A 22,898-nucleotide genomic window follows, 5' to 3' on the forward strand; every position below is an offset into this window, starting at 1 on the left:
CTGATAAAAGCGTAGCGCATCACGCTGACGGCTGCCTGGAGACTGCCTCCATTGTTAACAATTAAACAGGGCAGGATGTGCTATAGCGGCACTGACGGCGTCCGTAAGCTGTGTCAGCGCCTGTGAAGTGATCACGTAAGGCGGCATCAGATAAATCAATCGCCCGAACGGGCGGATCCACACACCCTGTTCAACAAAGAACTGCTGCATCGCCGCCATATTGACGCTTCTGTGCGTCTCCACCACGCCAATCGCCCCCAGCACCCGCACATCGGCCACTTCCGGCTGTGTGCTCAAGGGCAACAGTGCCGTGCGTAGCTGTCGCTCAATGTTTGCCACCTGCGCCTGCCAGTGGTTCTCCTGCAATATTGCCAGGCTCTCTGATGCCACGGCGCAGGCCAGCGGATTGCCCATAAACGTTGGACCGTGCATAAAGCAACCGGCGGCGCCGTTGCTGATGGTGTCTGCCACCTGGCGTGTCGTCAGGGCTGCTGAGAGCGTCATGGTGCCGCCGGTCAGCGCTTTCCCCACGCAGAGAATGTCCGGGCTGATGGCCGCATGTTCACAGGCGAACAATTTGCCGGTACGGCCAAATCCGGTCGCGATCTCATCGGCGATCAGCAACAGCTGATAGCGGTCACACAGCTCACGCACCCGTTGCAGATAGCGCGGATGATAAAAGCGCATGCCGCCTGCACCCTGCACGATAGGTTCGAGGATCACCGCCGCCAGCTGGCGATGATGCTCAACAATCAACGATTCCAGCTCATTGGCATCTTGTGCCTGCCACGGTTGATCGAAACGCGGCGGCGCAGGTGCAAAAAGATGTTCCGGCAGATAGCCCTGATACAGGCTGTGCATCGAGTTTTGCGGGTCGCACACCGACATCGCCGCAAAGGTATCGCCATGATAGCCGTTACGCAGGGTGAGGAAACGCTGGCGTTTTTCTCCCTTCGCCTGCCAGTACTGCAAGGCCATTTTCATCGACACTTCAACGGCGACGGACCCCGAGTCTGCCAGGAATACGCACGTCAGATTCTGTGGCGTCATCGCCACCAGACGACGGCACAGCGCAACCGCCGCCGGATGTGTGACGCCGCCGAACATCACATGGGACATCTGCGCCATCTGCGTCTGTAACGCCTGGTTAAGGCGCGGATGGTTGTAGCCGTGGATCGCCGCCCACCACGAGGACATGCCGTCCACCAGCTGGCGGCCATCCGCCAGTTCCAGCGAGGTGCCAGCGGCAGCGACCACCGGGTAGCAGGGAAGCGGCTGGCTCATGGAGGTGTAAGGGTGCCAGATATGCTCACGGTCAAAGGCGAGATCGTCAGGGGTCATAAAATCACTTGTAAACAAAAAATAAAAAATTTAGTTTACAAGTATAACCAGGCCGTGAAGACAAATGACAGACTTTTTTGGAGCAAGCAATGGCAACTCGTTGGACCCTTTCTCAGGCACAGGCGCTGTTTGATAAACCTTTTCTCGAACTGATGTTTGAGGCGCAGCAAATCCATCGCCAGTACTTTGATCCGCGTCAGGTGCAGGTCAGCACGCTGCTGTCGATCAAAACCGGGGCCTGCCCCGAAGACTGTAAATACTGTCCGCAAAGCTCGCGTTATAAAACCGGGCTAACCTCCGAACGCCTGATGGAAGTGGAGGAGGTGCTCAGTTCAGCGCGTAAAGCCAAGGCCGCCGGATCCGGACGCTTCTGCATGGGCGCCGCATGGAAAAACCCGCACGAGCGCGATATGCCTTACCTGGAGCAGATGGTGCAGGGGGTAAAAGCGATGGGGATGGAGACCTGCATGACGCTGGGCACCTTGAGCGAGCAGCAGGCGCAGCGACTGGCGCATGCCGGGCTGGATTTTTATAACCATAACCTGGATACCTCGCCGGAGTTTTACGGCAGCATCATCACCACCCGTAGCTATCAGGAGCGACTGGATACGCTGGGCAAAGTGCGCGATGCCGGGATCAAAGTCTGTTCCGGTGGCATCGTCGGGCTGGGAGAAACAGTCAGCGATCGTGCTGGCCTGCTGGTGCAGCTGGCCAACCTGCCAACCCCGCCGGAGAGCGTGCCAATCAATATGCTGGTCAAAGTCAAAGGCACCCCGCTGGCGGATAACGATGACGTCGATCCCTTCGATTTTGTACGCACCATTGCGGTGGCGCGCATCATGATGCCGCGTTCCCATGTGCGCCTCTCTGCCGGGCGTGAGCAGATGAGCGAGCAAACCCAGGCGATGTGCTTTATGGCCGGAGCCAATTCGATTTTCTACGGCTGCAAGCTGCTGACCACGCCAAACCCGGAAGAGGACAAAGACCGGGTGTTGTTCCGCAAGCTGGGCCTGAACCCGCAGCATACGGAGACGGAAAGCGGGGATAACGAGCAGCAACAGGCGCTGGCAGCCCAGTTGATGACTGCGGATACCGACCTGTTCTACAACGCGGCGCTGTAATGAGCTGGTCACAGCGTATTGAACAGGCACTGACCGCCCGGCGCAGCAGCGGGCAGTACCGCCAGCGCCACCCTAGCCAGCAAGGGGATGCACGCAGCCTGCGGGTGGCGGGGCAGGACTATCTGAACTTCTCAGCGAATGATTACCTCGGATTAAGCCACGATGCCCGCATCATCAGCGCATGGCAGCAGGGCGCTGCGCGCTATGGCGTTGGCGCAGGCGGTTCGGCGCATGTGACCGGCTATCGCGCCCCTCAGGCCGCACTGGAAAGTGAGCTGGCCGACTGGCTGGGATACGATCGCGGATTACTGTTTATTTCAGGATTTGCGGCGAACCAGGCTGTTGTCACGGCGATGATGGCGAAAAATGACCGGATCTTCGCCGATAAGCTGTGCCATGCCTCGTTGCTTGAAGCCGCCAGCCTTAGCCCGGCGACGCTGCGGCGCTTCGCGCATAATCAGTCGTCGGCACTGGCGCAGCTGCTGGTTCTGCCTGCCAACGGCGAAACGCTGGTTGTGACGGAGGGGATTTTTAGTATGGACGGCGACCGTGCCCCGCTGGCAGAACTGCATCAGCTCTCTCTGGCACAGGGCGGCTGGCTGCTGGTGGATGATGCGCACGGTATCGGCGTCTGCGGCGAGCACGGGCGCGGCAGCTGCTGGCAGCAGGGGGTGAAACCGGAGCTGCTTATTGTCACCTTCGGCAAAGCCTTTGGTGTCAGCGGCGCAGCGGTGCTGTGCAATGAGGACACTGCCGAGTACCTGCTGCAGTTTGCCCGTCACCTGATTTACAGCACCGCGATGCCGCCTGCGCAGGTCTGCGCACTGCAGGCGGCCCTCGGCTGTATCCGGCAAGGCGAGGGTCTGCGCGAGCAGCTGTCGGCCAACATTCACTACTTCCGCCAGCAGGCGGCTGGTTTGCCCTGGTCACTGGCATCCTCCGACAGTGCCATCCAGCCCCTGATGGTCGGTGATGAACAGGCGGCGCTGACATTGTCGCAGCGGCTGCGTGAACGCGGCTGCTGGGTCAGCGCCATCCGCCCCCCCACCGTGCCGCCGGGGACGTCACGTCTGCGTATTACTCTCAGTGCGGCTCATCGCACGGAGGATATCGATCGGCTTCTGGAGGCTCTCCATGCAGCAAACCGTTGATAAGCAGGCCGTAGCGGCAGCCTTCGGGCGCGCAGCACACTGCTATAACCAACATGCGGATCTTCAGCGTCAGTGCGGTGAACACCTGATGGCGCTGGCACGCCCCGGTCACACGCTGCAGGTGCTGGATGCTGGCTGTGGCACCGGCTGGTTCAGCCAGCGCTGGCGTGCTGCCGGGCATCAGGTCACGGCACTGGATCTGTCGGAAAAAATGCTTCAGCAGGCAGCGAACAGCCACGCTGCGGACCATTACCAGCCCGGCGATATCGAGGCGCTGCCGTTTGCCGATGCCCGCTTTGATCGCTGCTGGAGCAATCTGGCCGTTCAGTGGTGCAGCGATTTATCACAAGCGCTGCGTGAGCTGCAACGGGTGACGAAACCGGGCGGTCAGGTGCTGTTCTCTACGCTTGCAGCCGGGTCACTTGCTGAAGTGCAGCAGGCCTGGCAGGTGCTCGGACGGGCGGCGCCGGTTAACGCGTTTGCCAGCCTGAGCAGGATTGAACAGGCGGCGGCGGGCAGTGCACTGACGCTGACCCCTTACACGTTGACGCTGGCCTTCCCGGATGTCCTGAGTCTGCTTCGTTCCTTAAAAGGCATCGGTGCCACCCATCTGCATCAGGGCCGCGAAGAACGGCCGCTTAGCCGTGGACAGCTGCAACAGCTTGAACAGGTCTGGCCGCGTGATGTGCGCGGTTGCCTGCTCAGTTATCAACTGGTTTCAGGAGTGATGGAACGTGAATAAACGCTGGTTTGTGACCGGAACGGATACTGAAGTGGGAAAAACCGTGGCCAGCTGTGCGTTACTCCAGGCGGCACGGGCCGCGGGCTATCGCTGCGCAGGCTATAAGCCAGTTGCCTCCGGCAGTGAGATCACCCCGGAAGGGATTCGTAATGAAGATGCTCTGGCATTGCAACGTAACAGCGCGGTCAGGCTACCCTACGATGTGGTGAATCCGCTGGCCTTTGTTGAACCGACCTCACCGCATATTATCAGTGCCGTGGAGCAGCGGACGATTACTGCACAGCAGCTTTCTGACGGGCTTGATGCGGTGGCACAGCAGGCGGATTGGGTGCTGACGGAGGGGGCGGGTGGCTGGTTTACGCCGCTGTCGGACACCCTGACGTTTGCCGATTGGGTGCAGCAGATGCAGCTGCCGGTGATTCTGGTGGTGGGGATGAAGCTGGGATGTATCAACCATGCGCTGCTGACCGTACTGGCGGTACAGTCTGCCGGTTTATCACTGGCAGGATGGATTGCGAACGGTATTCAGCCGCCGGGTCAACGGCATCAGGAATATCTGGCTACGCTGAAACAACGTATACCCGCACCGTTACTGGGTGAAATCCCGCATCTGACCGGGCAGGGGAGAGAGGATTTAGGGCGTTTTATTACGCTACCTTGAGGCTGACTGGCGGACCAGAAAACAGGGGCCGCCCCTACGATATCCTGTAGGGGGAGCCCCTTTTTTCCGGTCGACCCGTCGTCATTACACCGTCAGCCATGTATTCACCATGCTGTCATCCAGTTGGGCAACTTTGCCATGGGCGACATTGCGCCCGCGATGCAGCAGCAGGAAGTAATCGGCCACGCGGCGAATAAACGACAGGCGCTGCTCCAGCAACAGAATCGTCATGCCGAAGTCGTGATTCAGACGATGGATCAGATTGCCCATCTCCTCTTCCAGCCAGGGTGACATCCCCTCCGTCGGCTCATCCAGAATCAGCAGCTTCGGTTGCAGTACCAGCGCACGTGCCAGCGCCAGTTGCTGTTGCTGGCCAATCGGCAGCTCGCCGCTGCGCTGATGGCGCAGAGAGTAAAGCGCCGGAAACAGATCGTAAACCATCGGCGGGATTGCGCGGTGGCGCTCCATACCTGCCCCTGCCAGTAGGGCAATTTGCAGGTTCTCTTCAATGGTCATCTGCGAAAAAATCTGGCGCCCTTGCGGCACATAGCCAATGCCCAGCGACGCGCGTTTCTCTACCGGTTGCAGTAACAGATCCTGCGGCGGGCCGTTATCTTCCTGCCAGATCATGGAACCGCTGTTGATGGGCAGGTGTCCCATAATGCAGTTCACCAGCGTGGTTTTACCCATTCCCGGCTGGCCGATAATGCCGGTGCAGGTGCCCGGTTGCAGATCCAGGTCAACGTCCCACAGAATGTGGTTTTGCCCATAAAATTGATTAATAGAACGTAAACTGAGCATCTGACACTCTCCTTCAGACAGTTATCGATCGCACCTGTTTTGCTTACGCTCTTTGTCGTCAGGCAAACAGTCCGGCATTGATAAAAATGCCCGCGGCTTTGCGCTTTTCGCTTTGGTGTGATGAAAGCGTGAGGCGGTACTGATATAGCTTGCAAATAGCAGGCCAGTTCGGAAAAAGGCCAAAAATACACAAAGTGGTAACATTGACGGCAGGTATTGGTGAGCGGCGCTAAACAATTTCTCGTGGTCAACCGCGCGCTGCACCGGGCCAGTGCCGCAGGTGAAACGGTCATGGTGCAACTGCCATGTAAAATAGCAGAGCCGAAAATGTGAGGTGATAATTCGACAGGCGCACGTGGCTCAAAACGGTGCATAAGTTGCCCGTTTATCCTTGCTGCTGCCCCCTTTGCGTGACGAAAAAAAAGCAAAAAAAAATATTTGGCGGTCAGATGGGAGCGTGGGGACGATTTATACACATCAGACGGGTCAGGCGCTGAAAACAGTTATCCACTATTCCTGTGGATAACCTTGTGCATTAACGTCTGAAAACCTGCGCAATGCGAGAGCGGACGCGGCTTTGGCTCGGGTTGGTGTGAAACTCGGCTTATTGATAAACTATAGTTAAATCAATTGTTTATTTAAAATCAATACAGGTAAAAATCCTGGGTTGATCCATCAGCGCTTTTGGCGGGCGGCTATTGACAAATGTTAAAAGGCTAAACTATCTGGGGATAAGCCTTTCAGACACTTTCCGCATACGTTTGCGCACCGGGCGGCAAAAGTGCGGCTTTGCGTTTCTTTGAAGCAGTATGAAAAATACCTGGGATTTTATCCAGCCTTTTTTGCTGGCAAAATCGTCACGGCAGAGTAGAATTACAGTCCGGTTCGCGTCCCTCTTCATCAGGTAGCCTGTTATGAGCAAAGTGTTTAAACTCAACTCCGATTTCAAACCTTCTGGCGATCAGCCGGAAGCGATTCGCCGCCTGGAAGAGGGGCTGGAAGATGGCCTGGCGCATCAAACGTTATTGGGCGTAACCGGATCAGGTAAAACCTTTACGATTGCCAACGTGATTGCCGATCTCAATCGACCGACGATGGTACTGGCACCCAATAAGACGCTGGCGGCACAGCTTTACGGCGAGATGAAAGAGTTCTTCCCTGATAACGCGGTGGAGTACTTTGTCTCTTACTACGACTATTACCAGCCTGAAGCCTATGTCCCCAGTTCTGACACCTTTATCGAAAAAGATGCCTCGGTAAACGAACACATTGAGCAGATGCGTCTTTCTGCCACCAAAGCCCTGCTCGAACGGCGCGATGTGATTGTGGTGGCCTCAGTGTCAGCAATTTACGGCCTGGGTGACCCGGACCTCTATCTGAAAATGATGCTGCACCTGTCACGTGGCATGGTTATTGACCAGCGCGCGATCCTGCGTCGTCTTGCCGAGCTGCAATACACCCGCAATGACCAGGCTTTCCAGCGCGGCACGTTCCGCGTGCGCGGTGAAGTCATCGATATCTTCCCGGCAGAGTCTGACGACTATGCGCTGCGCATTGAGCTGTTTGATGAAGAAGTCGAACGCTTATCCATTTTCGATCCGCTAACCGGGCAGATTGACTCGGTGGTGCCGCGTTATACCATCTACCCCAAAACCCACTATGTGACCCCGCGTGAGCGCATTCTGCAGGCGATGGAAGAGATCAAAGTGGAGCTGGTTGACCGTAAACAGGTGCTGCTGGCTAACAATAAGCTGCTGGAAGAGCAGCGAATCAGCCAGCGAACCCAGTTTGACCTGGAGATGATGAACGAGCTGGGTTACTGCTCGGGCATTGAAAACTACTCCCGCTATCTTTCCGGGCGTGGTCCTGGTGAGGCACCGCCTACGCTGTTTGACTATTTGCCCGCCGATGGCCTGCTGGTCATTGATGAATCCCACGTGACGATCCCACAAATCGGCGGGATGTATCGCGGCGACCGGGCGCGTAAAGAGACGCTGGTCGAGTACGGTTTCCGCCTGCCATCAGCGCTGGATAACCGCCCGATGAAATTTGAAGAGTTTGAAGCGCTGGCGCCGCAAACCATCTATGTGTCCGCGACTCCTGGCAACTATGAGCTGGAGAAATCGGGTGGGGACGTAGTGGATCAGGTGGTGCGTCCCACCGGCTTGCTTGACCCGACCATTGAGGTGCGCCCGGTAGGGACGCAGGTCGACGATCTGCTGTCTGAGATCCGTAAACGCGTGGTGATAAACGAGCGCGTGCTGGTCACGGTGCTGACCAAACGTATGGCAGAGGATCTCACCGAGTATCTGGAAGAACACGGCGAGCGGGTGCGGTACCTGCACTCAGATATCGATACCGTGGAGCGCGTGGAGATTATCCGCGACCTGCGCCTCGGTGAGTTTGATGTGCTGGTGGGGATTAACCTGCTGCGTGAAGGGCTGGATATGCCCGAAGTGTCGCTGGTGGCAATCCTCGATGCGGATAAAGAGGGCTTCCTGCGCTCTGAACGCTCACTGATCCAGACCATTGGCCGCGCGGCGCGTAACCTTAACGGTAAGGCGATCCTCTACGGTGATAAAATCACGCCGTCTATGGCACGTGCGATCAGTGAAACGGAACGGCGTCGTGAAAAGCAGGAGCAGCACAACCTGGAAAACGGCATTGTACCGCAGGGCCTGAATAAGAAAATCGCGGACATTCTGGAGTTGGGCCAGGGGCTGGCGAAGAACAAAGCGAAGGTGCGCAGCATGAAAGGGCGCAGCATTGTGGAAGACGATCCTGAGTATGTTGATCTGTCGCCGGGTGGATTGCAGAAACGCATCCACCAGTTGGAAGCTCAAATGCAAAAGCATGCACAGAATCTGGAGTTCGAAGAGGCCGCCCAGGTACGCGATCAGCTACACAAGGTGCGCGAGCTGTTTATCGCGGCATCCTAGCGTTGGGCTGACCCGATTCTGTAGGGGCGACCCCTGAGGGATCCCCACAAAACAAGACCTGCATTATTTGCAGCCACCTTCTTTTCCGGTCGGCCAGTGACGCGGGCCTGCACGATGGTTCAGGTCAACGTCAAGGGCGTTTCGCTTTCCCGCTGCGCGGGCTGAGCGACCCAGGGCGGCCAGTCGCCGCCGCCCGGGGGGCCCGGGCTTTGCGGCAGGCGCTGCGTCCACTGCGTGGATACCTTCGCAAGCATCGTTCACCGATGGAGCAGTCGTGACGGCACATCCCTGTGCCGGCTCTCACTCTCACCGCCGTCCTGGCGGTTCGTCCTGGTTCACTGCGCTTCCTCAGCGCTGCTGAATGCCGCCTCAACGTCAAAATCCAGGTCAAAACCAAGATCCAAAATCCTGATTCAAATCAATCCGCAGAGACTGTCACATGGTGGGGGTTGTAATACCTACAGCGAGCAGACGTTCTGCGGGGATGGGGCCAGTTTGAGGTAAGCCGGACGTCACGCGGCAGGGACGCCGCGTGCCGAGGCCCGCATGGATGCGGCAGTTGCCGATCCGGCGTGCTCAAACTGGCCTCAGACCTGAAGCCGAATGATCAGACATTAATTTTTCCGGTCGCCCCGTCTTTACACCATTGCCTGCACTGCGTGCTCCAGCGCCATACGTAGCAACTGGCGATCGTGGCGATACGGAATATCTCCGGCCTCCAGCGGTTCCTGAATGATCAGTCGCCCGTCGAGTTGGCTGCTGTCGACCTTTGGCCCCAGCACCAGCGCATCAATCACACGTTTGCCTATCGCCTTCTCCATCATGGCCAGCTTATCGGTGACCGTCAGCTTCGCGGCCGCCGGGCTGAGTTCTTTCCCGAGATTACCAATAAACACCATCGTGGCCGGCGTGCGGCGCAGGGCCTGAGCAATCTCAGGCAGCAGCAGAACGGGCATCAGGCTGGTGTAAAAACTGCCCGGACCAATCAGGATCAGGTCAGCTTCGCCAATGGCCTCCACCGCTTCACGCGTGGCGCTGACTTTGGGCGCGAGCATCAGCTCCTGCGGCGGTTGTATCATCTGATCAATTTCAGTTTCGCCGTATATCAGATGGCCTTCTTCATCCAGCGCCACCAGGTCAACCGGCTGCTCGGACATCGGGATCAGGAATGCATCCACCTTCAGCAAATTGCGGATCAGATTGATAGCTTCAAACGGCCTGACGCTGAGGTGATCGAGGGCTTTCAGCATCAGGTTACCGAGGTTATGCCCTGCCAGCTCACCGTTACCGGCAAAACGGTACTCAAACATGGCGGAAGCAACGCTCGGTTCGGCGATCAGCTGATTCAGGCAATTACGCATATCGCCCCAGGCGATACCGCCTTCAGAGCGGCGTATACGCCCGGTGGAACCCCCGTTATCGGTGGTGGTGACAATGCCGGTCAGGCGGGAACCCAAAGGTGAAAGGGCGGACATCACACGGCCCAGACCGTGTCCTCCCCCTAATGCCACCACGCGGTCGAGGTCAGCTAACGTGCGATTTCGCATAATATCCATTCGTCATGTGATGAAACTGTTATGAGCCTTATTTTACGCTAAACGTCCGCTAAAATGCGGGGAAAATGCGTTATATATAATAATACATAGCGAAATACTGCGCTGGTAACCCTGCTGTATTAGCGCTAACATTTGCGCTATCACGGTTTACCGATGTTCGGTGAATCACACTTAAGCCCTGATACCTGTGTCCTGCTGGATATGGTGTCCTGGCCGCAACCGTTGAGTTGCCAGGGTGCAGAAAGAAATGACTGCATCTCCCTATCTGGAAAGGTGTCACAGGTGCCACAATTTACTGATAACTTCGCGCGCAGGTTTTATTACCTGCGGCTGTCGATCACCGACGTGTGCAATTTCCGTTGCACTTACTGTCTGCCCGACGGTTACAAGCCGCAGGGCGCGCAGAACAAAAGCTTCCTGTCGCTGGATGAAATCCGCCGCGTCACACGTGCCTTCGCCGCAGCAGGTACGGAAAAAGTGCGCCTGACGGGCGGTGAACCTTCAATGCGCCGTGATTTTACCGAGATCATCGCGGCCGTGCGTGAAAATCCTTCCATTCGTCAGATAGCCCTCACCACCAATGGTTATCGCCTGAAGCGCGATGTCGCGCAGTGGCGTGCTGCCGGGCTGACCGCGCTGAATGTCAGTATCGACAGCCTGGATGCGCGCCAGTTTCATGCCATCACCGGGCAGGATAAATTTGATGACGTGATGCGCGGGATTGATGCGGCCTTCGACGCCGGATTCAGCAAGGTAAAAGTCAACACCGTACTGATGCGTGACGTCAATCATCAAAGCCTCGATACCTTCCTCGACTGGATACGCACCCGTCCCATTCAGCTGCGTTTTATCGAACTGATGGAAACCGGTGACGGTGGTGCACTGTTCCGCAAACACCATGTATCCGGGCAGGTGATCCGCGACCAGTTAGTGCAACAGGGCTGGGTGCAGCAACTACGCGCCCGCAGTGACGGCCCGGCGCAGGTGTTCAGTCATGCGGATTATCAGGGTGAAATTGGCCTGATCATGCCGTATGAAAAAGACTTTTGCGCCAGCTGTAACCGTCTGCGCGTCTCTGCGACGGGAAATCTTCATCTCTGCCTGTTTGGCGATGGCGGTGTGCCACTGCGCGATTTGCTGGCCGATGACAGCCAGCAGGCCGAATTACAGGCGCGTATTGCCGGTAGCCTGACGACGAAGAAAGAGACGCATTTTCTCCATCAGGGAAATACCGGTATTACACAAAATCTCTCGTTTATCGGCGGCTAACAGCCGACGATACAGGCGTTAATCTAAGGAGTATATATGGGCAAAGGATCAACGGATTTTATCCCCCTTAACGTGGCGGTACTCACCGTCTCCGATCGCCATACGACTGAAACTGACAGCTCCGGCGACTATCTGCGCGAAGCGCTGGCAGAGGCCGGGCACCACACGGTGGAGAGCGGTATCGTGGCGGATAACCGCTACGGTATTCGTGCCGAAGTCTCGCGCTGGATCGCCAGCGATAATGTGCAGGTGGTGCTGATTAACGGCGGCACGGGGTTTAACGATAAAAACGCCACGCCAGAGGCGTTACTGCCGCTGTTCGATCGCGAGATTGAAGGCTTTGGCGAACTGTTCCGCATGATCTCCTATGAGGATATTGGCACATCTACCCTGCAATCGCGCGCGGTGGCCGGTTTAGCCAATAACACGCTGATTTTCGCCATACCGGGATCAACCGGGGCCTGCCAGCTTGCCTGGGAGCGCATCATTCAGGATCAGCTCGATGCCCGCACCCGTCCCTGTCACTTTGTTTCGCATGTGAAGAAGCCGTAAATGTCTCAGTTAACGCATATTAATGCCGCCGGAGAGGCGCATATGGTGGATGTGTCCACCAAACAGGAAACCGTGCGTGAAGCACGGGCAGAAGCCTATGTCGTCATGCGTCCTGAAACGCTGCAAATGATTATCGATGGCAGCCACCACAAAGGGGATGTGTTCGCCACGGCGCGCATCGCCGGTATTCAGGCGGCCAAACGGACCTGGGAGTTGATCCCGCTGTGCCATCCGCTGCTGCTGAGCAAGGTCGAAGTGTCGTTAAGCGCCGAACCTGAACATCACCGGGTTCGCATTGAATCGATGTGCCGCCTGACGGGGAAAACCGGGGTTGAGATGGAAGCGCTGACGGCTGCATCGGTCGCTGCGTTAACGATTTACGATATGTGCAAAGCCGTGCAGAAAGATATCACCATTGAGCAGTGTCGCCTGTTAAGTAAGAGCGGCGGGAAATCCGGTGATTTCCAGGCGGTGGCCCATGATTAACGTGCTGTTTTTCGCCCAGGTGCGCGAACTGGTCGGTATTGATCGCCTTGAACTGCCCGCGGAATATCAGAATGTCGAAGCCCTGCGCAGTCAGCTGGCGCAGCAAAGCGAGCGCTGGGCGCTGGCGCTGGAATCCGGCAAGCTACTGGCCGCGGTTAATCAGACGCTGGTGTCGATGCAGCATCCTGTTCGTGCCGGGGATGAAGTTGCCTTCTTCCCGCCGGTCACCGGGGGCTGAAATGGATACCCGCATTCGCGTGGGCAGTGCGCCCTTCAGCATGAGTGATGAGTACCAGTGGCTGGCGGCATCCGATCTTGACGGTGCCGTGGTGACGTTCACGGGCAAGGTGCGCAACCACAATCTGGGGGATAATGTCAGCGCGCTGAGGCTGGAACACTATCCCGGTATGACCGAAAAAGCGCTGGCAGAGATTGTCGAAGAGGCGCGCGCCCGCTGGCCGATGCAGCGTGTGACGGTGATCCATCGTATTGGCGAGCTGTTCCCTGGCGATGAAATCGTGCTGGTGGGGGTTAGCGGTGCGCATCGGGGAGCGGCGTTTGCCGCCGCAGAATTTATAATGGATCAGCTTAAGACCCGTGCCCCGTTCTGGAAACAGGAAGCCACCGCTGAAGGTGACCGCTGGGTTGCCGCGCGTGACAGCGACCATCAAGCCGCAGACCGCTGGAAATAGCGTATTTATCATTTTGACTCTGCCTTGAGGATTTTCATGCGCCGGATTGAACTGCATCATCTTTTGCCGCTGGCCCTGCTGGTGCTGGCGGGTTGTAGCCATCAGCCGTCGGACACAGCATCTCAGCCGCGCCCGACCGATGTAAAAGCCGATATTGCCCGTCTGTTACCTGCGGGCGTCAGCGATCGTCAGGGATGGACGCAGGATATTTTCGTGGCATTTAACAGCCAGAATATCGTGCCCGACGTCAGCAATATCTGCGCCGTCATTGCGGTGACCGGACAGGAATCTAACTTCAGCGCCGATGCCACCGTGCCGGGTCTGCCAAAAATTGCCTGGGCGGAGATAGATCGCCGTGCCGGGCAAATGCATATTCCGTCCTTCCTGGTGCGCACCGCACTGATGATCAACTCACCGACCGGCAAAAGTTATGCCTGGCGTCTGGATCACGTCAAAAGTGAGAAAGAGCTGAGCGCGGTATTTGATGATTTTATCGATATGGTGCCAATGGGACAGAAGCTGTTTGGCAACCTGAATCCAATCCACACGGGCGGGCCGATGCAGGTCAGTATTGCCTTCGCGGAAGCCAATGCTAAAGGGTATCCGTATCAGGTGGACAGTTCTGTTCGCCGCGAAGTCTTTTCCCGCCGGGGAGGCATGTGGTTTGGCACCCGGCACCTGCTTGGCTATCCGGCTAATTATCCGTCGCCGCTGTATCGCTTTGCCGACTTTAATGCAGGCTGGTACGCCAGCCGTAATGCGGCATTCCAGGCGGCAGTGTCGCGGTTAAGTGGCATTAAGCTGGCGCTGGATGGTGACCTGATCAACTACGGTTCCGACAGTGCAGGATCGACCGAGAAGGCGGTACGTACTCTGGGTAAGCGGCTGGATTACAGTGACCGGGCGATTCGCCGTGCACTGGAGAAAGGCGACAGCATCGATTTCGAGAAAACCGATCTGTGGAAGTCGGTATTTGCTCTGGCTGAGAAAGATGCCGGGAAAAAGCTGCCGCGCGAAGTGTTACCGGGGATCAAGCTGGAGAGTCCGAAGATTACCCGTAATCTCACCACCGCGTGGTTTGCCCAGCGGGTGAACAGCCGATATCAGAGCTGTATCGGTCGTCATTAACAGGGACGGGCATGCCCGTCCCCTACCGCTGTCTTAAACTGATTGCAGTTTGAAAATCTGCACCGTCTGCGCCAGCGTCTTCGCCTGATCTTCCAGCGAAGCCGCAGCCGCGGACATCTCCTGAACCAGCGCGGAGTTTTGCTGCGTTGCGCCATCCATCTGGTTCACGGCGACCGTTACCTGACCAATACCCTGTGATTGCTCATCCGAGGCATGCACAATTTCCCCGATAATGGTTTTCACCGAGTTCACCGCCTGGGTCATCTCCTGCATGGTTTTTCCGGCGCTCTGCACCAGCGTCACCCCCTGATCAACACGTTGAGTCGATTCGCTGATCAGGGCAGAAATGTCTTTCACTGCGTTGGCACTGCGCTGCGCCAGATTGCGCACCTCTGCCGCCACAACGGCAAAACCACGCCCCTGTTCCCCGGCTCGTGCAGCTTCAACCGCCGCGTTCAGCGCCAGGATGTTGGTCTGGAAAGCGATACTGTTGATAATGCTGGTGATAGCACCGATTTTCTGTGAACTTTCATCGATCTGTTGCATGATCTTCACCACCTGCGACACCAGATGCTCACCGCGTTGGGCAATATCCGTGGCATTTTCGGTCAGTGCCGTGGCCTGATGCGCGTTATCGGCGTTATGTTTTACCGTCGCTGTTAACTGCTCCATGCTGGCTGCTGTCTCTTCCAGCGCTGCCGCCTGCTGCTCGGTACGGGAAGCGAGGTCAAGGTTGCCGCTGGCAATCTCTTCTGCACCCTGGCGCACGGAATCACTGGCCGAAATAATCTCACCGACCATATTGCGCAACTGATGCTGCATGGTCTGCATGGCGAAGAAAATACTCTGCTGATCGTTCTTTTTCACCGGAATATTGGCGCTGAGATCGCCTTCCGACACGGCCATGGCGATATCTGCCGCCTGACGCGGTTCGCCACCAATAGGCGTTGCCACTTTACGGCTGAAGATCACGCCCAGCACGCCGCACACCACGATGATACTGATCAGCATCATTGCCACTGCGTACATTAACTGGCGGTTAGCGGCGGCCATCACCAAATCAACCGGAGCGACAACGCTGAGATACCATGAAGCTTTGCTGTTACCGACGGTCACCGGACGCCAGGTTTGCAGCACCTCTTCGCCCAGTACCGGATCAAAGCGTTCGACCATTTTGGTGGTGAAGCCGTCAGTTTCGCCTTTGTACTGCTTACCGGCATCCGCTTTATTCGGACTGGAAACCACTTTACCGGCGGTGGAAATCAGCATGGCATAGCCGCTGCCTTCCCAGGGTTTGATTTTACTGACACGCTCTTGCAGCGAGGCGAGGGAGATATCAGAGGTGGTGACCGCTTTCAATTTACCGTCATCGACAATGACCGCAGAAACCGACGTCAGCAGGGTAGGGATGCCGTTATAAGCGTAGCTATAGGGTTCGGTCAGGGTGTCGCGCTCAAGTTTGCGCGGCACCAGGTAGTAGTCACCCTGGCCTGGTGTCAGGAACGATCCCATAAAGTGCGCTTTATAGTTTCCTGCCTGGTCACGGTCAACAAAACGGGCAAAACGCCCGGCGGGCGGCGATCCTGGCTGGCTGGCGAACTCGGCATCGCGGCCATCAAAGGCATCAGGTTCGAACACGACCGACATCGACAGATAGCTTGGGTTAAGTTTCAGGGAGTAGATCATCTGCTGTTCTGCAATAGCACGATCGCTGATGCCAGAGGCACGCAGAGCGACCAGGCTCTGTCCCATCGATGTGGCGACAGTACGGGCATAATCCAGCTCATTCTGTACGGCCAGTGCCTGGCTCTGGGCGATCTGACCGAGATATTCTTCTGCCAGTTTCCTTTGCTGTTGGCTGGACTGCCAACTGAGCAGTCCAATCGTCACGCTGAAACCGAGGGTGATAGTCAGCACCCCGGTCAGCAGCATCAGTGTACGGGTACTCATTTTCTTTTTTGGAACCGACTGACTCTGCATCTGACTTCCCCCGATGTGGCAATAATGTGATCGCTATGTGTCTTCTTGTAACTAAAATTCCCTGTAAGCGATCTATCGGCAGAAGCTGCACAATCTTTATCCGCTTATTGTCTCACTCCGTAATAACTTCAACAGGTAATCAATCTGGCAAAAAGAGCACGGTTGCAGGGTGGCGGAGCGGGTGGAGTTTGTGCCAAGCTAATAGCGGATCTAACCGTAATTTCATTCACCTTTTAAGGGGAGCATCATGGACCGATATCCACGTTCCAGTGATTCAATCGTACAGCGCGCCAGCACCGGCCTGTCTGTTTATATGGCGCAGGTCTACGGCTGGATGACCTGTGGACTGCTGTTAACCGCCTTTATCTCCTGGTATGCGGCCAATACGCCGCAGGTGATGGAACTGGTGTTTGCCAATCGTATTACCTTCTTTGGCCTGATTATCGTCCAGTTGGGACTGGTGTTTGTGCTGTCGGGGATGGTGCATAAACTCAGCGGCACCGTTGCCACCGGGCTGTTTATGCTCTATTCGGCGCTGACCGGACTGACGATGGCGAGTATTTTCCTCGTGTATACCTACTCTTCCATTGCCAGCACTTTCCTGGTGACGGGCGGGATGTTTGGTGCCATGAGTCTGTGGGGCTACACCACGAAACGCGATCTGAGCGGAATGGGCAGTATGCTGTTTATGGCGCTGATCGGCATCGTACTGGCATCACTGGTGAACATCTGGCTGAAGAGCACGGCACTGATGTGGGCGGTAACCTACATTGGGGTAGTGGTGTTTGTTGGTCTGACGGCGTATGACACTCAGAAGCTGAAAAATATCGGTGAAGGGATCGACGTTAATGATAAAGAGAACCTGCGTCGCTTCTCCATTATGGGGGCGCTGACGCTGTATCTCGACTTTATCAACCTGTTCCTAAAAACCCTGCGGGGGCGCGGCGCCCCGCGCCCCTACGTGTCTGCATGTCCCGCAGGTGTCAGGCGCGTATCTGAATTCACGTAGGGGTCAGGCGCGTATCTGAATTCACGTAGGTGTCAGGCGCCTATCTGAATTCACGTAGGGGTCAGGCATGCCTGACCCGCTATCATTACGTTGACAAATTCTTTGCCCGTAACGATTTCGCCCGGCCTTCCAGCCATAAATACAGCACCAGCGCCAGCAGCAGCGGGGCAATAAAATAGAGCACTCGATAGGCCAGCAGCGCGGCGATAATCGCACCATGCGAAATCGGTTCACCACGCAATAACGCCAGGAACACCGCCTCCAACACGCCAATTCCGGCCGGAATATGAATGATTACCCCGGCAATACTGCTGATCAGCAATACGCCCAGCACCTGCGGGAAATCCACTTTCTGCATTAACAGCAGCCAGATAATGGCGCCCATCACCAGCCAGTTGGCGCTGGATACCGCAAACTGAATCAGCGCCATTCGCAGTGACGGGAGCGCCAGCTTCTGTCCTTTGATCGTCCAGCGCCGTTTTTTTGAGAATGCACACAGCGCCAGATACGCCACCACAAAAGCCAGCAGTGCGAAGCCCGTGATACGCAGGGTGCCGGCACCGATAAACCAGCCGCCTGGCACGCTGACCATGCCGGCGCTGAACACCACGCCGGCCACCAGTACATAACCCAGCCAGTTAGTCGCGATACTCAGTGAGAAGATGCGCGTAATGGTGCTGCCGTCCAGCCCCAGCCGTGAGTAAAGGCGATAGCGCATCGCTACCCCTCCGACCCAGGTACTGAGCGTCAGGTTAAAGGCGTAACAGATAAACGACACCAGCATGACCTGGCGTTTTTCCAGCTTATGTCCGCAGTAGGCGCGGCCGATCAGGTCATACAGACCGTAAGTCAGGTAACTGACCACCACCAGCGCCACTGAGCCTAAAATGGCCAGCCGGTTATAATTGACCACCACATTCCAGACATCGGCCCAGTTCACCTGGCGGGCGTAGACCACCAACAGGACAATAACCGCGATAAAAAACAGCCAGGTGAGGACTTTTCGCGTACGTTTCCAGAGTAACGAGGAGGTTGCCATCAGGGTTTTGCCCCTTCGTTTTCCGGTTCAACGCGATCCTGAGTTTCCATCTCCGGCTGAACCGGTGGAGGTACCTGGGCCAGTTTCGGCGTATGGGCCGGCAGCCAGCCTGCAATTGCCGGGAAGTGGCGCAGAAAGTGGAACACCACCACATTTTTAGTGAGCTGCCACCAGCTGCGTGACGGTAGCTGACTTTCCTGCACCCGCTGACAGTCGGCTGACAGCAAGCCCTCCAGGTTATCACGCACCTGCTGATTAAATGCACGATCGTGGATCATTAAATTAGCTTCCAGATTTAGCGACAGACTCAACGGATCAAGGTTACTGGAGCCCACCGTTGCCCACTGGCTGTCCTGCACCGCGATTTTGGCATGCAGCGGGCGACGGCAATACTCATAGACTTCCACGCCGCCCTCCACCAGGTAGTTGTACAGCAGCTCGGCACCCACTTTGACAATCGGCATATCCGGTTTGCCCTGCACGATAAGGCGCACGCGCACTCCGCGCCGCGCCGCCTGACGCATCTCACGCAGCAGGCGATAGCCGGGAAAGAAATAGGCATTGGCGATGATCACATCCTGTCTGGCATTTTTCAGCATTTCGATATAATGCTGTTCAATATCATCGCGGTGCTGATGGTTATCACGATAAACCAGCAATGCCTGGGCATCCCCTGGCGTGGCATTGTGCGCCGGACGGTGAGAACGGTGTCCCCACCAGCGGTAATGTTTTTGTTCGCTGCCGATCTCCTGCTGCACATAGTGTGCAATATCGTCAACAATCGGGCCTTTCACCTCAACGGCATAATCCTGTTTGGCCTGCGGGCCAAAGCTGGCGTTATGCTCTGCGGAATAGTTGATGCCCCCGACGAAAGCGATCGTACCATCGACGACCACGATTTTACGGTGCAGGCGGCGGAACAGGTTGGTGCGCATCCCCAGCACCAGCGGACGCGGATCATAATAGAGAAAACGTACCCCCAGCGACGTCAGGCTGTGAACGAATGTGTCCGACAGATCCGGTGAACCATAACCATCCACCATCATCTCGATTTTCACCCCGCGCTGCGCGGCCGCCAGCAGTTCCTCATGGAGGGCGTTACCCACGTCATCCTCAAACAGGATAAACGTCTCCAGCAGCAGGCTGTGCTGTGCGCGGCGGATCGCCCCAAATACCCGGGGGAAAAATTCTTCACCGTTTTCCAGCAGCGTAATCTGGTTGCCCTCACGCCAGTTCAGATTCATAGGTGGATCTCCACGGCGAGCGGGGCATGATCGGAGAGATGTGCCCACGGGCGTAACGGGATGGTTTGCGGATGGCTAATGCCCGCATTGCGCACATAGATACGGTCAAGCCGCAGCAGAGGAAAGCGGGCAGGGAAGGTGCGAGCCGGACGGCCATTTTTGCGGCTGAATACCTCTTCCATCCCCGCCTCACGCTTCAGAATGGCATTCGCCCGCTGGCGCCAGTCATTGAAATCGCCGGCGATCACCACCGGCGCTTCCGGCGGCAATTCATTGACCAGCTGACACATCATGCGCAACTGGGCCGAACGGTGCGCCTCGCGCAGACCAAGATGTACGCAGAGAATATGCAGCGTAACGGGGGAGTCCGGCACCTGAATCTGGCAATGCAAAATGCCGCGTTTTTCCGTGCCCGCAACAGAGATATCCCGGTTTTGATAATCGACGATCGGCAGACGTGATAACACGGCGTTGCCGTGATGCCCCTCCGGATAGACCGCGTTGCGCCCATAGGCAAAGTCTTTCCACATGGTATCCGCCAGAAATTCGTAATGAGGGGTTTCAGGCCAGTCAGCAACGCGTAACTGATGCAACGCATGGCTGCCCATCACTTCCTGTAACAGCACAATATCCGCCCCGGTGTTGCGAACGGCATCACGCAGTTCAGGCAAAATAAAGCGACGGTTAAAGGCGTTAAAACCCATATGTGTATTGATCGTCAGGACTTTAAATGAAAATCCTTGCGCTTTTTGTGACATACTGATGACGCTACCTTCATAACTAATGAAGGATAAAGTGTAGTCTTTGTCACAAAAGTGTGGCGGGATATGCGTTAATTTGCAGCATAATCCGAAAACTACGTTAGTCTGAGGAAATATGTTACTGGCCTGTGTCAGTAACCCGCTTGGGTAACCTTTAACGGAGGTTGCCAGGAGAAGAGCATGAAATGGTCTAATCGTATTCAGATTGTCACCGGACAAAACTGCGTACATATCGCACTGCACCTGCTGCTGATTGCTGCGCTGGTGTGGGGGTGGAAACATCAGGCCTTGTTACAGGTCAGCACGATTTTACTGGCGATGTATGTCAGCGTGTTTGCCGCGATGTTATTGACCCAGCGTTTGCCGCGTCTGCGGCGTATTGGCGATTTTCTGGAAGACGTGACCACCACTTACTATTTTGGTGCCGCAATGCTGGTGCTGTTGGTGCTGTCACGAGTCATCCATAATAACCTGCTGCTGTGTGCCGCAGGGGTCGTTATGTTAGCTGGCCCTGCGCTGGTCTCCCTGCTGGTGAAAGAGCGGGTGCAGCCGAGTCAGCGCCCACGCTAAACCGCACGGGCCACTTCGGTGGCCCGTTTGTTTTATGGCCTTTCTCTCCGTCGTTTCAATCACTCTGCCAGCGTTAGCAATACCACCACGACCACCACGTGCTGCAGTGTCACCAGGGCCGTCATCACTTCATAAACCTCCTGCATAACAAAAGTGTTGTTACGTTAATGCGTTGTATGCAACAGCAAGCGTTCGTGTGTGTGCTGTTACAGGCTGTAGCGCATTTTCGGATAACACGATAAGAATAACTCCCTGTGCAGCGTAGGGATCTGTTATAATGCCCGGCTTACGCACCGTGGTTTGTGCTCTCATTCAAGCGTCAGGAATGATCCTGGCGTCAACTCTCCCCCTGGAAACTACACCGCTATGCGGTCAGGGCGGATCCGGAGTCAGTCAACTTTATGTCATTTGATTCTCTCGGCCTTAACGCCGATATTTTGCGCGCTGTTGCAGAACAGGGCTATAACGAGCCGACGCCTATTCAGCGCCAGGCTATCCCGGTAGTCCTTGCTGGCCGCGACCTGATGGCCAGCGCACAGACCGGTACCGGTAAAACCGCAGGTTTCACCCTGCCACTGCTGCAGTTGTTAAGCAGCAACAACCCGCACCCTAAAGGCCGTCGCCCGGTGCGCGCACTGATTTTGACCCCGACCCGCGAACTGGCGGCTCAGGTGGGCGAAAACGTGCAGGAATACAGTAAATATCTGGATATGCGTTCGCTGGTGGTCTTCGGCGGAGTGAGCATCAACCCGCAGATGATGAAACTGCGCGGTGGTGTGGATGTGCTGGTCGCGACCCCGGGTCGCCTGCTGGATCTTGAGCACCAGAACGCTCTTGATCTGTCTCAAGTGGAAATCCTGGTTCTGGACGAAGCGGACCGTATGCTGGATATGGGCTTCATCCACGACATTCGCCGCGTGCTGGCAAAACTGCCTGCAAAACGTCAGAACCTGCTGTTCTCTGCCACTTTCTCTGATGAGATTAAAACCCTGGCGGAAAAACTGCTGCACAACCCGGAACAAGTGTCCGTGGCGCGCCGCAACACGGCTTCTGAGCAGGTGACGCAGCATGTGCATATGGTTGATAAGAAACGTAAGCGCGAGCTGTTATCGTTCCTGATTGGTCGTGACAACTGGCAGCAGGTGCTGGTGTTTACCCGTACCAAGCACGGTGCTAACCATCTGGCTGAACAGTTAAATAAAGACGGCATCACGTCTGCTGCTATTCACGGTAACAAGAGCCAGGGCGCACGTACCCGTGCACTGAGCGACTTTAAAGACGGCAAAATTCGTGTGCTGGTGGCAACGGATATCGCTGCCCGTGGTATCGATATCGAAGAGCTGCCACACGTAGTGAACTACGAACTGCCAAACGTGCCGGAAGACTATGTACACCGTATTGGTCGTACCGGTCGTGCGGCCGCAGTGGGTGAAGCGTTGTCACTGGTGTGTGTGGATGAGCTGAAGCTGCTGCGTGATATCGAACGCGTACTGAAGCGTGAAATCCCGCGTATGGCGATTGACGGCTACGAGCCAGACCCAAGCATCAAAGCAGAACCGATCATCAACGGTCGCCAGCAGCAGCGTGGCGGAGCCGGTGGCGGCGGTGGACGTGGTCGTGGCGGCCCGGGCCAGGGTCAACGCAGTAACAGCGGTGGCGATCGCAGTGCCAGCGGCAGTCGTACCGGTAACGGCGGCGGCGGCAATGGCGGCGAACGTCGTCAGGGTAATGCGAATGGCAGCAGTGCAGGAGCCCCACGCGGCGCTCGCCCTGAAGGCGGTAACGCTGGCGCACCACGCGTCAACAAAACCCGCCCACGTCGTTCTAACCCGGCGAACAACGGCTAATTAATCAGG

General features: G+C 56.5%; 21 protein-coding genes and 1 riboswitch. Of the genes, 14 read left to right on the top strand and 7 right to left on the bottom strand.

Annotated elements, in window-relative coordinates:
- Positions 1 to 54: 54 nt before the first annotated feature.
- Positions 55 to 1,341, bottom strand: coding sequence for an adenosylmethionine--8-amino-7-oxononanoate transaminase (gene bioA / locus WH277_RS12655; protein WP_133841185.1), 1,287 nt, complete (start codon positions 1,339 to 1,341; stop codon positions 55 to 57).
- 89 nt (positions 1,342 to 1,430) lie between these two features.
- Here bioA and bioB point away from each other — a divergent pair, with 89 nt between their 5' ends.
- Genes bioB through bioD form a run of 4 tightly spaced genes read left to right on the top strand, consistent with a single transcriptional unit; the run spans position 1,431 to position 5,016 of the window.
- Positions 1,431 to 2,462, top strand: a complete 1,032-nt coding sequence (bioB, locus tag WH277_RS12660; RefSeq protein WP_171149348.1) for a biotin synthase BioB — start codon at positions 1,431 to 1,433, stop codon at positions 2,460 to 2,462.
- Complete coding sequence (gene bioF, locus WH277_RS12665) at positions 2,462 to 3,613, top strand: 8-amino-7-oxononanoate synthase (RefSeq protein ID WP_339505750.1); 1,152 nt, start codon at positions 2,462 to 2,464, stop codon at positions 3,611 to 3,613. The genes bioB and bioF overlap by 1 nt, the downstream gene beginning before the upstream one ends.
- Positions 3,597 to 4,355 carry a malonyl-ACP O-methyltransferase BioC gene (bioC, locus tag WH277_RS12670; RefSeq protein ID WP_339505751.1) on the top strand — a complete coding sequence of 253 codons (759 nt, stop codon included), beginning with the start codon at positions 3,597 to 3,599 and terminating at the stop codon, positions 4,353 to 4,355. Before bioF ends, bioC begins: the two co-directional genes overlap by 17 nt.
- Positions 4,348 to 5,016 carry a dethiobiotin synthase gene (bioD, locus tag WH277_RS12675; protein ID WP_212815937.1) on the top strand — a complete coding sequence of 223 codons (669 nt, stop codon included), beginning with the start codon at positions 4,348 to 4,350 and terminating at the stop codon, positions 5,014 to 5,016. The genes bioC and bioD overlap by 8 nt, the downstream gene beginning before the upstream one ends.
- 84 nt (positions 5,017 to 5,100) lie before the next feature.
- Here bioD and WH277_RS12680 read toward each other — a convergent pair whose 3' ends face one another.
- Positions 5,101 to 5,817, bottom strand: coding sequence for an ABC transporter ATP-binding protein (locus tag WH277_RS12680; protein ID WP_133841180.1), 717 nt, complete (start codon positions 5,815 to 5,817; stop codon positions 5,101 to 5,103).
- Between the two features lie 914 nt (positions 5,818 to 6,731).
- Between WH277_RS12680 and uvrB the strand changes: the two genes are divergently transcribed.
- Positions 6,732 to 8,756 (top strand): excinuclease ABC subunit UvrB, encoded by a 2,025-nt coding sequence (uvrB, locus tag WH277_RS12685; RefSeq protein ID WP_133841179.1) that lies wholly within the window; start codon positions 6,732 to 6,734, stop codon positions 8,754 to 8,756.
- Between the two features lie 638 nt (positions 8,757 to 9,394).
- Here uvrB and WH277_RS12690 read toward each other — a convergent pair.
- Positions 9,395 to 10,303, bottom strand: a complete 909-nt coding sequence (locus WH277_RS12690; protein WP_133841178.1) for a gluconeogenesis factor YvcK family protein — start codon at positions 10,301 to 10,303, stop codon at positions 9,395 to 9,397.
- Positions 10,304 to 10,468: 165 nt separating this feature from the next.
- Positions 10,469 to 10,604, top strand: a riboswitch (molybdenum cofactor riboswitch).
- On the opposite strand from WH277_RS12690, the gene moaA reads away from it, so the two are divergent.
- The 6 genes from moaA to WH277_RS12720 all read left to right on the top strand — a co-directional run bounded on the left by moaA (position 10,595) and on the right by WH277_RS12720 (position 14,439).
- Complete coding sequence (gene moaA / locus WH277_RS12695; protein WP_133841177.1) at positions 10,595 to 11,581, top strand: GTP 3',8-cyclase MoaA; 987 nt, start codon at positions 10,595 to 10,597, stop codon at positions 11,579 to 11,581. It overlaps the preceding riboswitch by 10 nt.
- 36 nt (positions 11,582 to 11,617) lie before the next feature.
- Entirely contained in the window at positions 11,618 to 12,133 is a 516-nt protein-coding gene (gene moaB / locus WH277_RS12700) for a molybdenum cofactor biosynthesis protein B (RefSeq protein WP_339505752.1), read from the top strand.
- Positions 12,134 to 12,619: a cyclic pyranopterin monophosphate synthase MoaC gene (gene moaC / locus WH277_RS12705; protein ID WP_133841175.1), complete on the top strand. Its 486-nt coding sequence runs from the start codon at positions 12,134 to 12,136 to the stop codon at positions 12,617 to 12,619.
- Positions 12,612 to 12,857: a molybdopterin synthase sulfur carrier subunit gene (moaD, locus tag WH277_RS12710; protein ID WP_133841174.1), complete on the top strand. Its 246-nt coding sequence runs from the start codon at positions 12,612 to 12,614 to the stop codon at positions 12,855 to 12,857. Before moaC ends, moaD begins: the two co-directional genes overlap by 8 nt.
- A gap of 1 nt (position 12,858) precedes the next feature.
- Positions 12,859 to 13,311 carry a molybdopterin synthase catalytic subunit MoaE gene (gene moaE, locus WH277_RS12715; RefSeq protein WP_159338070.1) on the top strand — a complete coding sequence of 151 codons (453 nt, stop codon included), beginning with the start codon at positions 12,859 to 12,861 and terminating at the stop codon, positions 13,309 to 13,311.
- Between the two features lie 36 nt (positions 13,312 to 13,347).
- The gene (locus tag WH277_RS12720; protein WP_133841172.1) at positions 13,348 to 14,439 is read left to right on the top strand and encodes a DUF1615 domain-containing protein; all 1,092 of its coding nucleotides are present in this window, start codon (positions 13,348 to 13,350) and stop codon (positions 14,437 to 14,439) included.
- Between the two features lie 33 nt (positions 14,440 to 14,472).
- Here WH277_RS12720 and WH277_RS12725 read toward each other — a convergent pair whose 3' ends face one another.
- Complete coding sequence (locus tag WH277_RS12725; protein ID WP_133841171.1) at positions 14,473 to 16,419, bottom strand: methyl-accepting chemotaxis protein; 1,947 nt, start codon at positions 16,417 to 16,419, stop codon at positions 14,473 to 14,475.
- 247 nt (positions 16,420 to 16,666) lie between these two features.
- Here WH277_RS12725 and WH277_RS12730 point away from each other — a divergent pair, with 247 nt between their 5' ends.
- Complete coding sequence (locus tag WH277_RS12730; RefSeq protein WP_339505753.1) at positions 16,667 to 17,428, top strand: Bax inhibitor-1/YccA family protein; 762 nt, start codon at positions 16,667 to 16,669, stop codon at positions 17,426 to 17,428.
- Between the two features lie 85 nt (positions 17,429 to 17,513).
- Here the strand turns inward: WH277_RS12730 and WH277_RS12735 are convergent, their stop codons facing one another.
- Genes WH277_RS12735 through WH277_RS12745 form a run of 3 tightly spaced genes read right to left on the bottom strand, consistent with a single transcriptional unit; the run spans position 17,514 to position 20,469 of the window.
- Complete coding sequence (locus WH277_RS12735; RefSeq protein WP_133841169.1) at positions 17,514 to 18,467, bottom strand: lysylphosphatidylglycerol synthase domain-containing protein; 954 nt, start codon at positions 18,465 to 18,467, stop codon at positions 17,514 to 17,516.
- Positions 18,467 to 19,711 carry a cardiolipin synthase ClsB gene (clsB, locus tag WH277_RS12740; protein WP_133841168.1) on the bottom strand — a complete coding sequence of 415 codons (1,245 nt, stop codon included), beginning with the start codon at positions 19,709 to 19,711 and terminating at the stop codon, positions 18,467 to 18,469. Before clsB ends, WH277_RS12735 begins: the two co-directional genes overlap by 1 nt.
- Positions 19,708 to 20,469 carry an endonuclease/exonuclease/phosphatase family protein gene (locus WH277_RS12745; protein ID WP_133841167.1) on the bottom strand — a complete coding sequence of 254 codons (762 nt, stop codon included), beginning with the start codon at positions 20,467 to 20,469 and terminating at the stop codon, positions 19,708 to 19,710. Before WH277_RS12745 ends, clsB begins: the two co-directional genes overlap by 4 nt.
- 183 nt (positions 20,470 to 20,652) lie before the next feature.
- On the opposite strand from WH277_RS12745, the gene WH277_RS12750 reads away from it, so the two are divergent.
- Both WH277_RS12750 and rhlE read left to right on the top strand, forming a co-directional pair.
- On the top strand, positions 20,653 to 21,042 hold the full coding sequence (locus tag WH277_RS12750; protein WP_133841166.1) for a YbhQ family protein: 390 nt from the start codon (positions 20,653 to 20,655) through the stop codon (positions 21,040 to 21,042).
- 401 nt (positions 21,043 to 21,443) lie between these two features.
- Complete coding sequence (rhlE, locus tag WH277_RS12755) at positions 21,444 to 22,889, top strand: ATP-dependent RNA helicase RhlE (RefSeq protein ID WP_133841165.1); 1,446 nt, start codon at positions 21,444 to 21,446, stop codon at positions 22,887 to 22,889.
- Positions 22,890 to 22,898 lie beyond the last annotated feature (9 nt).

Source organism: Erwinia sp. MYb416 (genome assembly GCF_037479575.1).
Classification (GTDB): domain Bacteria; phylum Pseudomonadota; class Gammaproteobacteria; order Enterobacterales; family Enterobacteriaceae; genus Erwinia; species Erwinia rhapontici.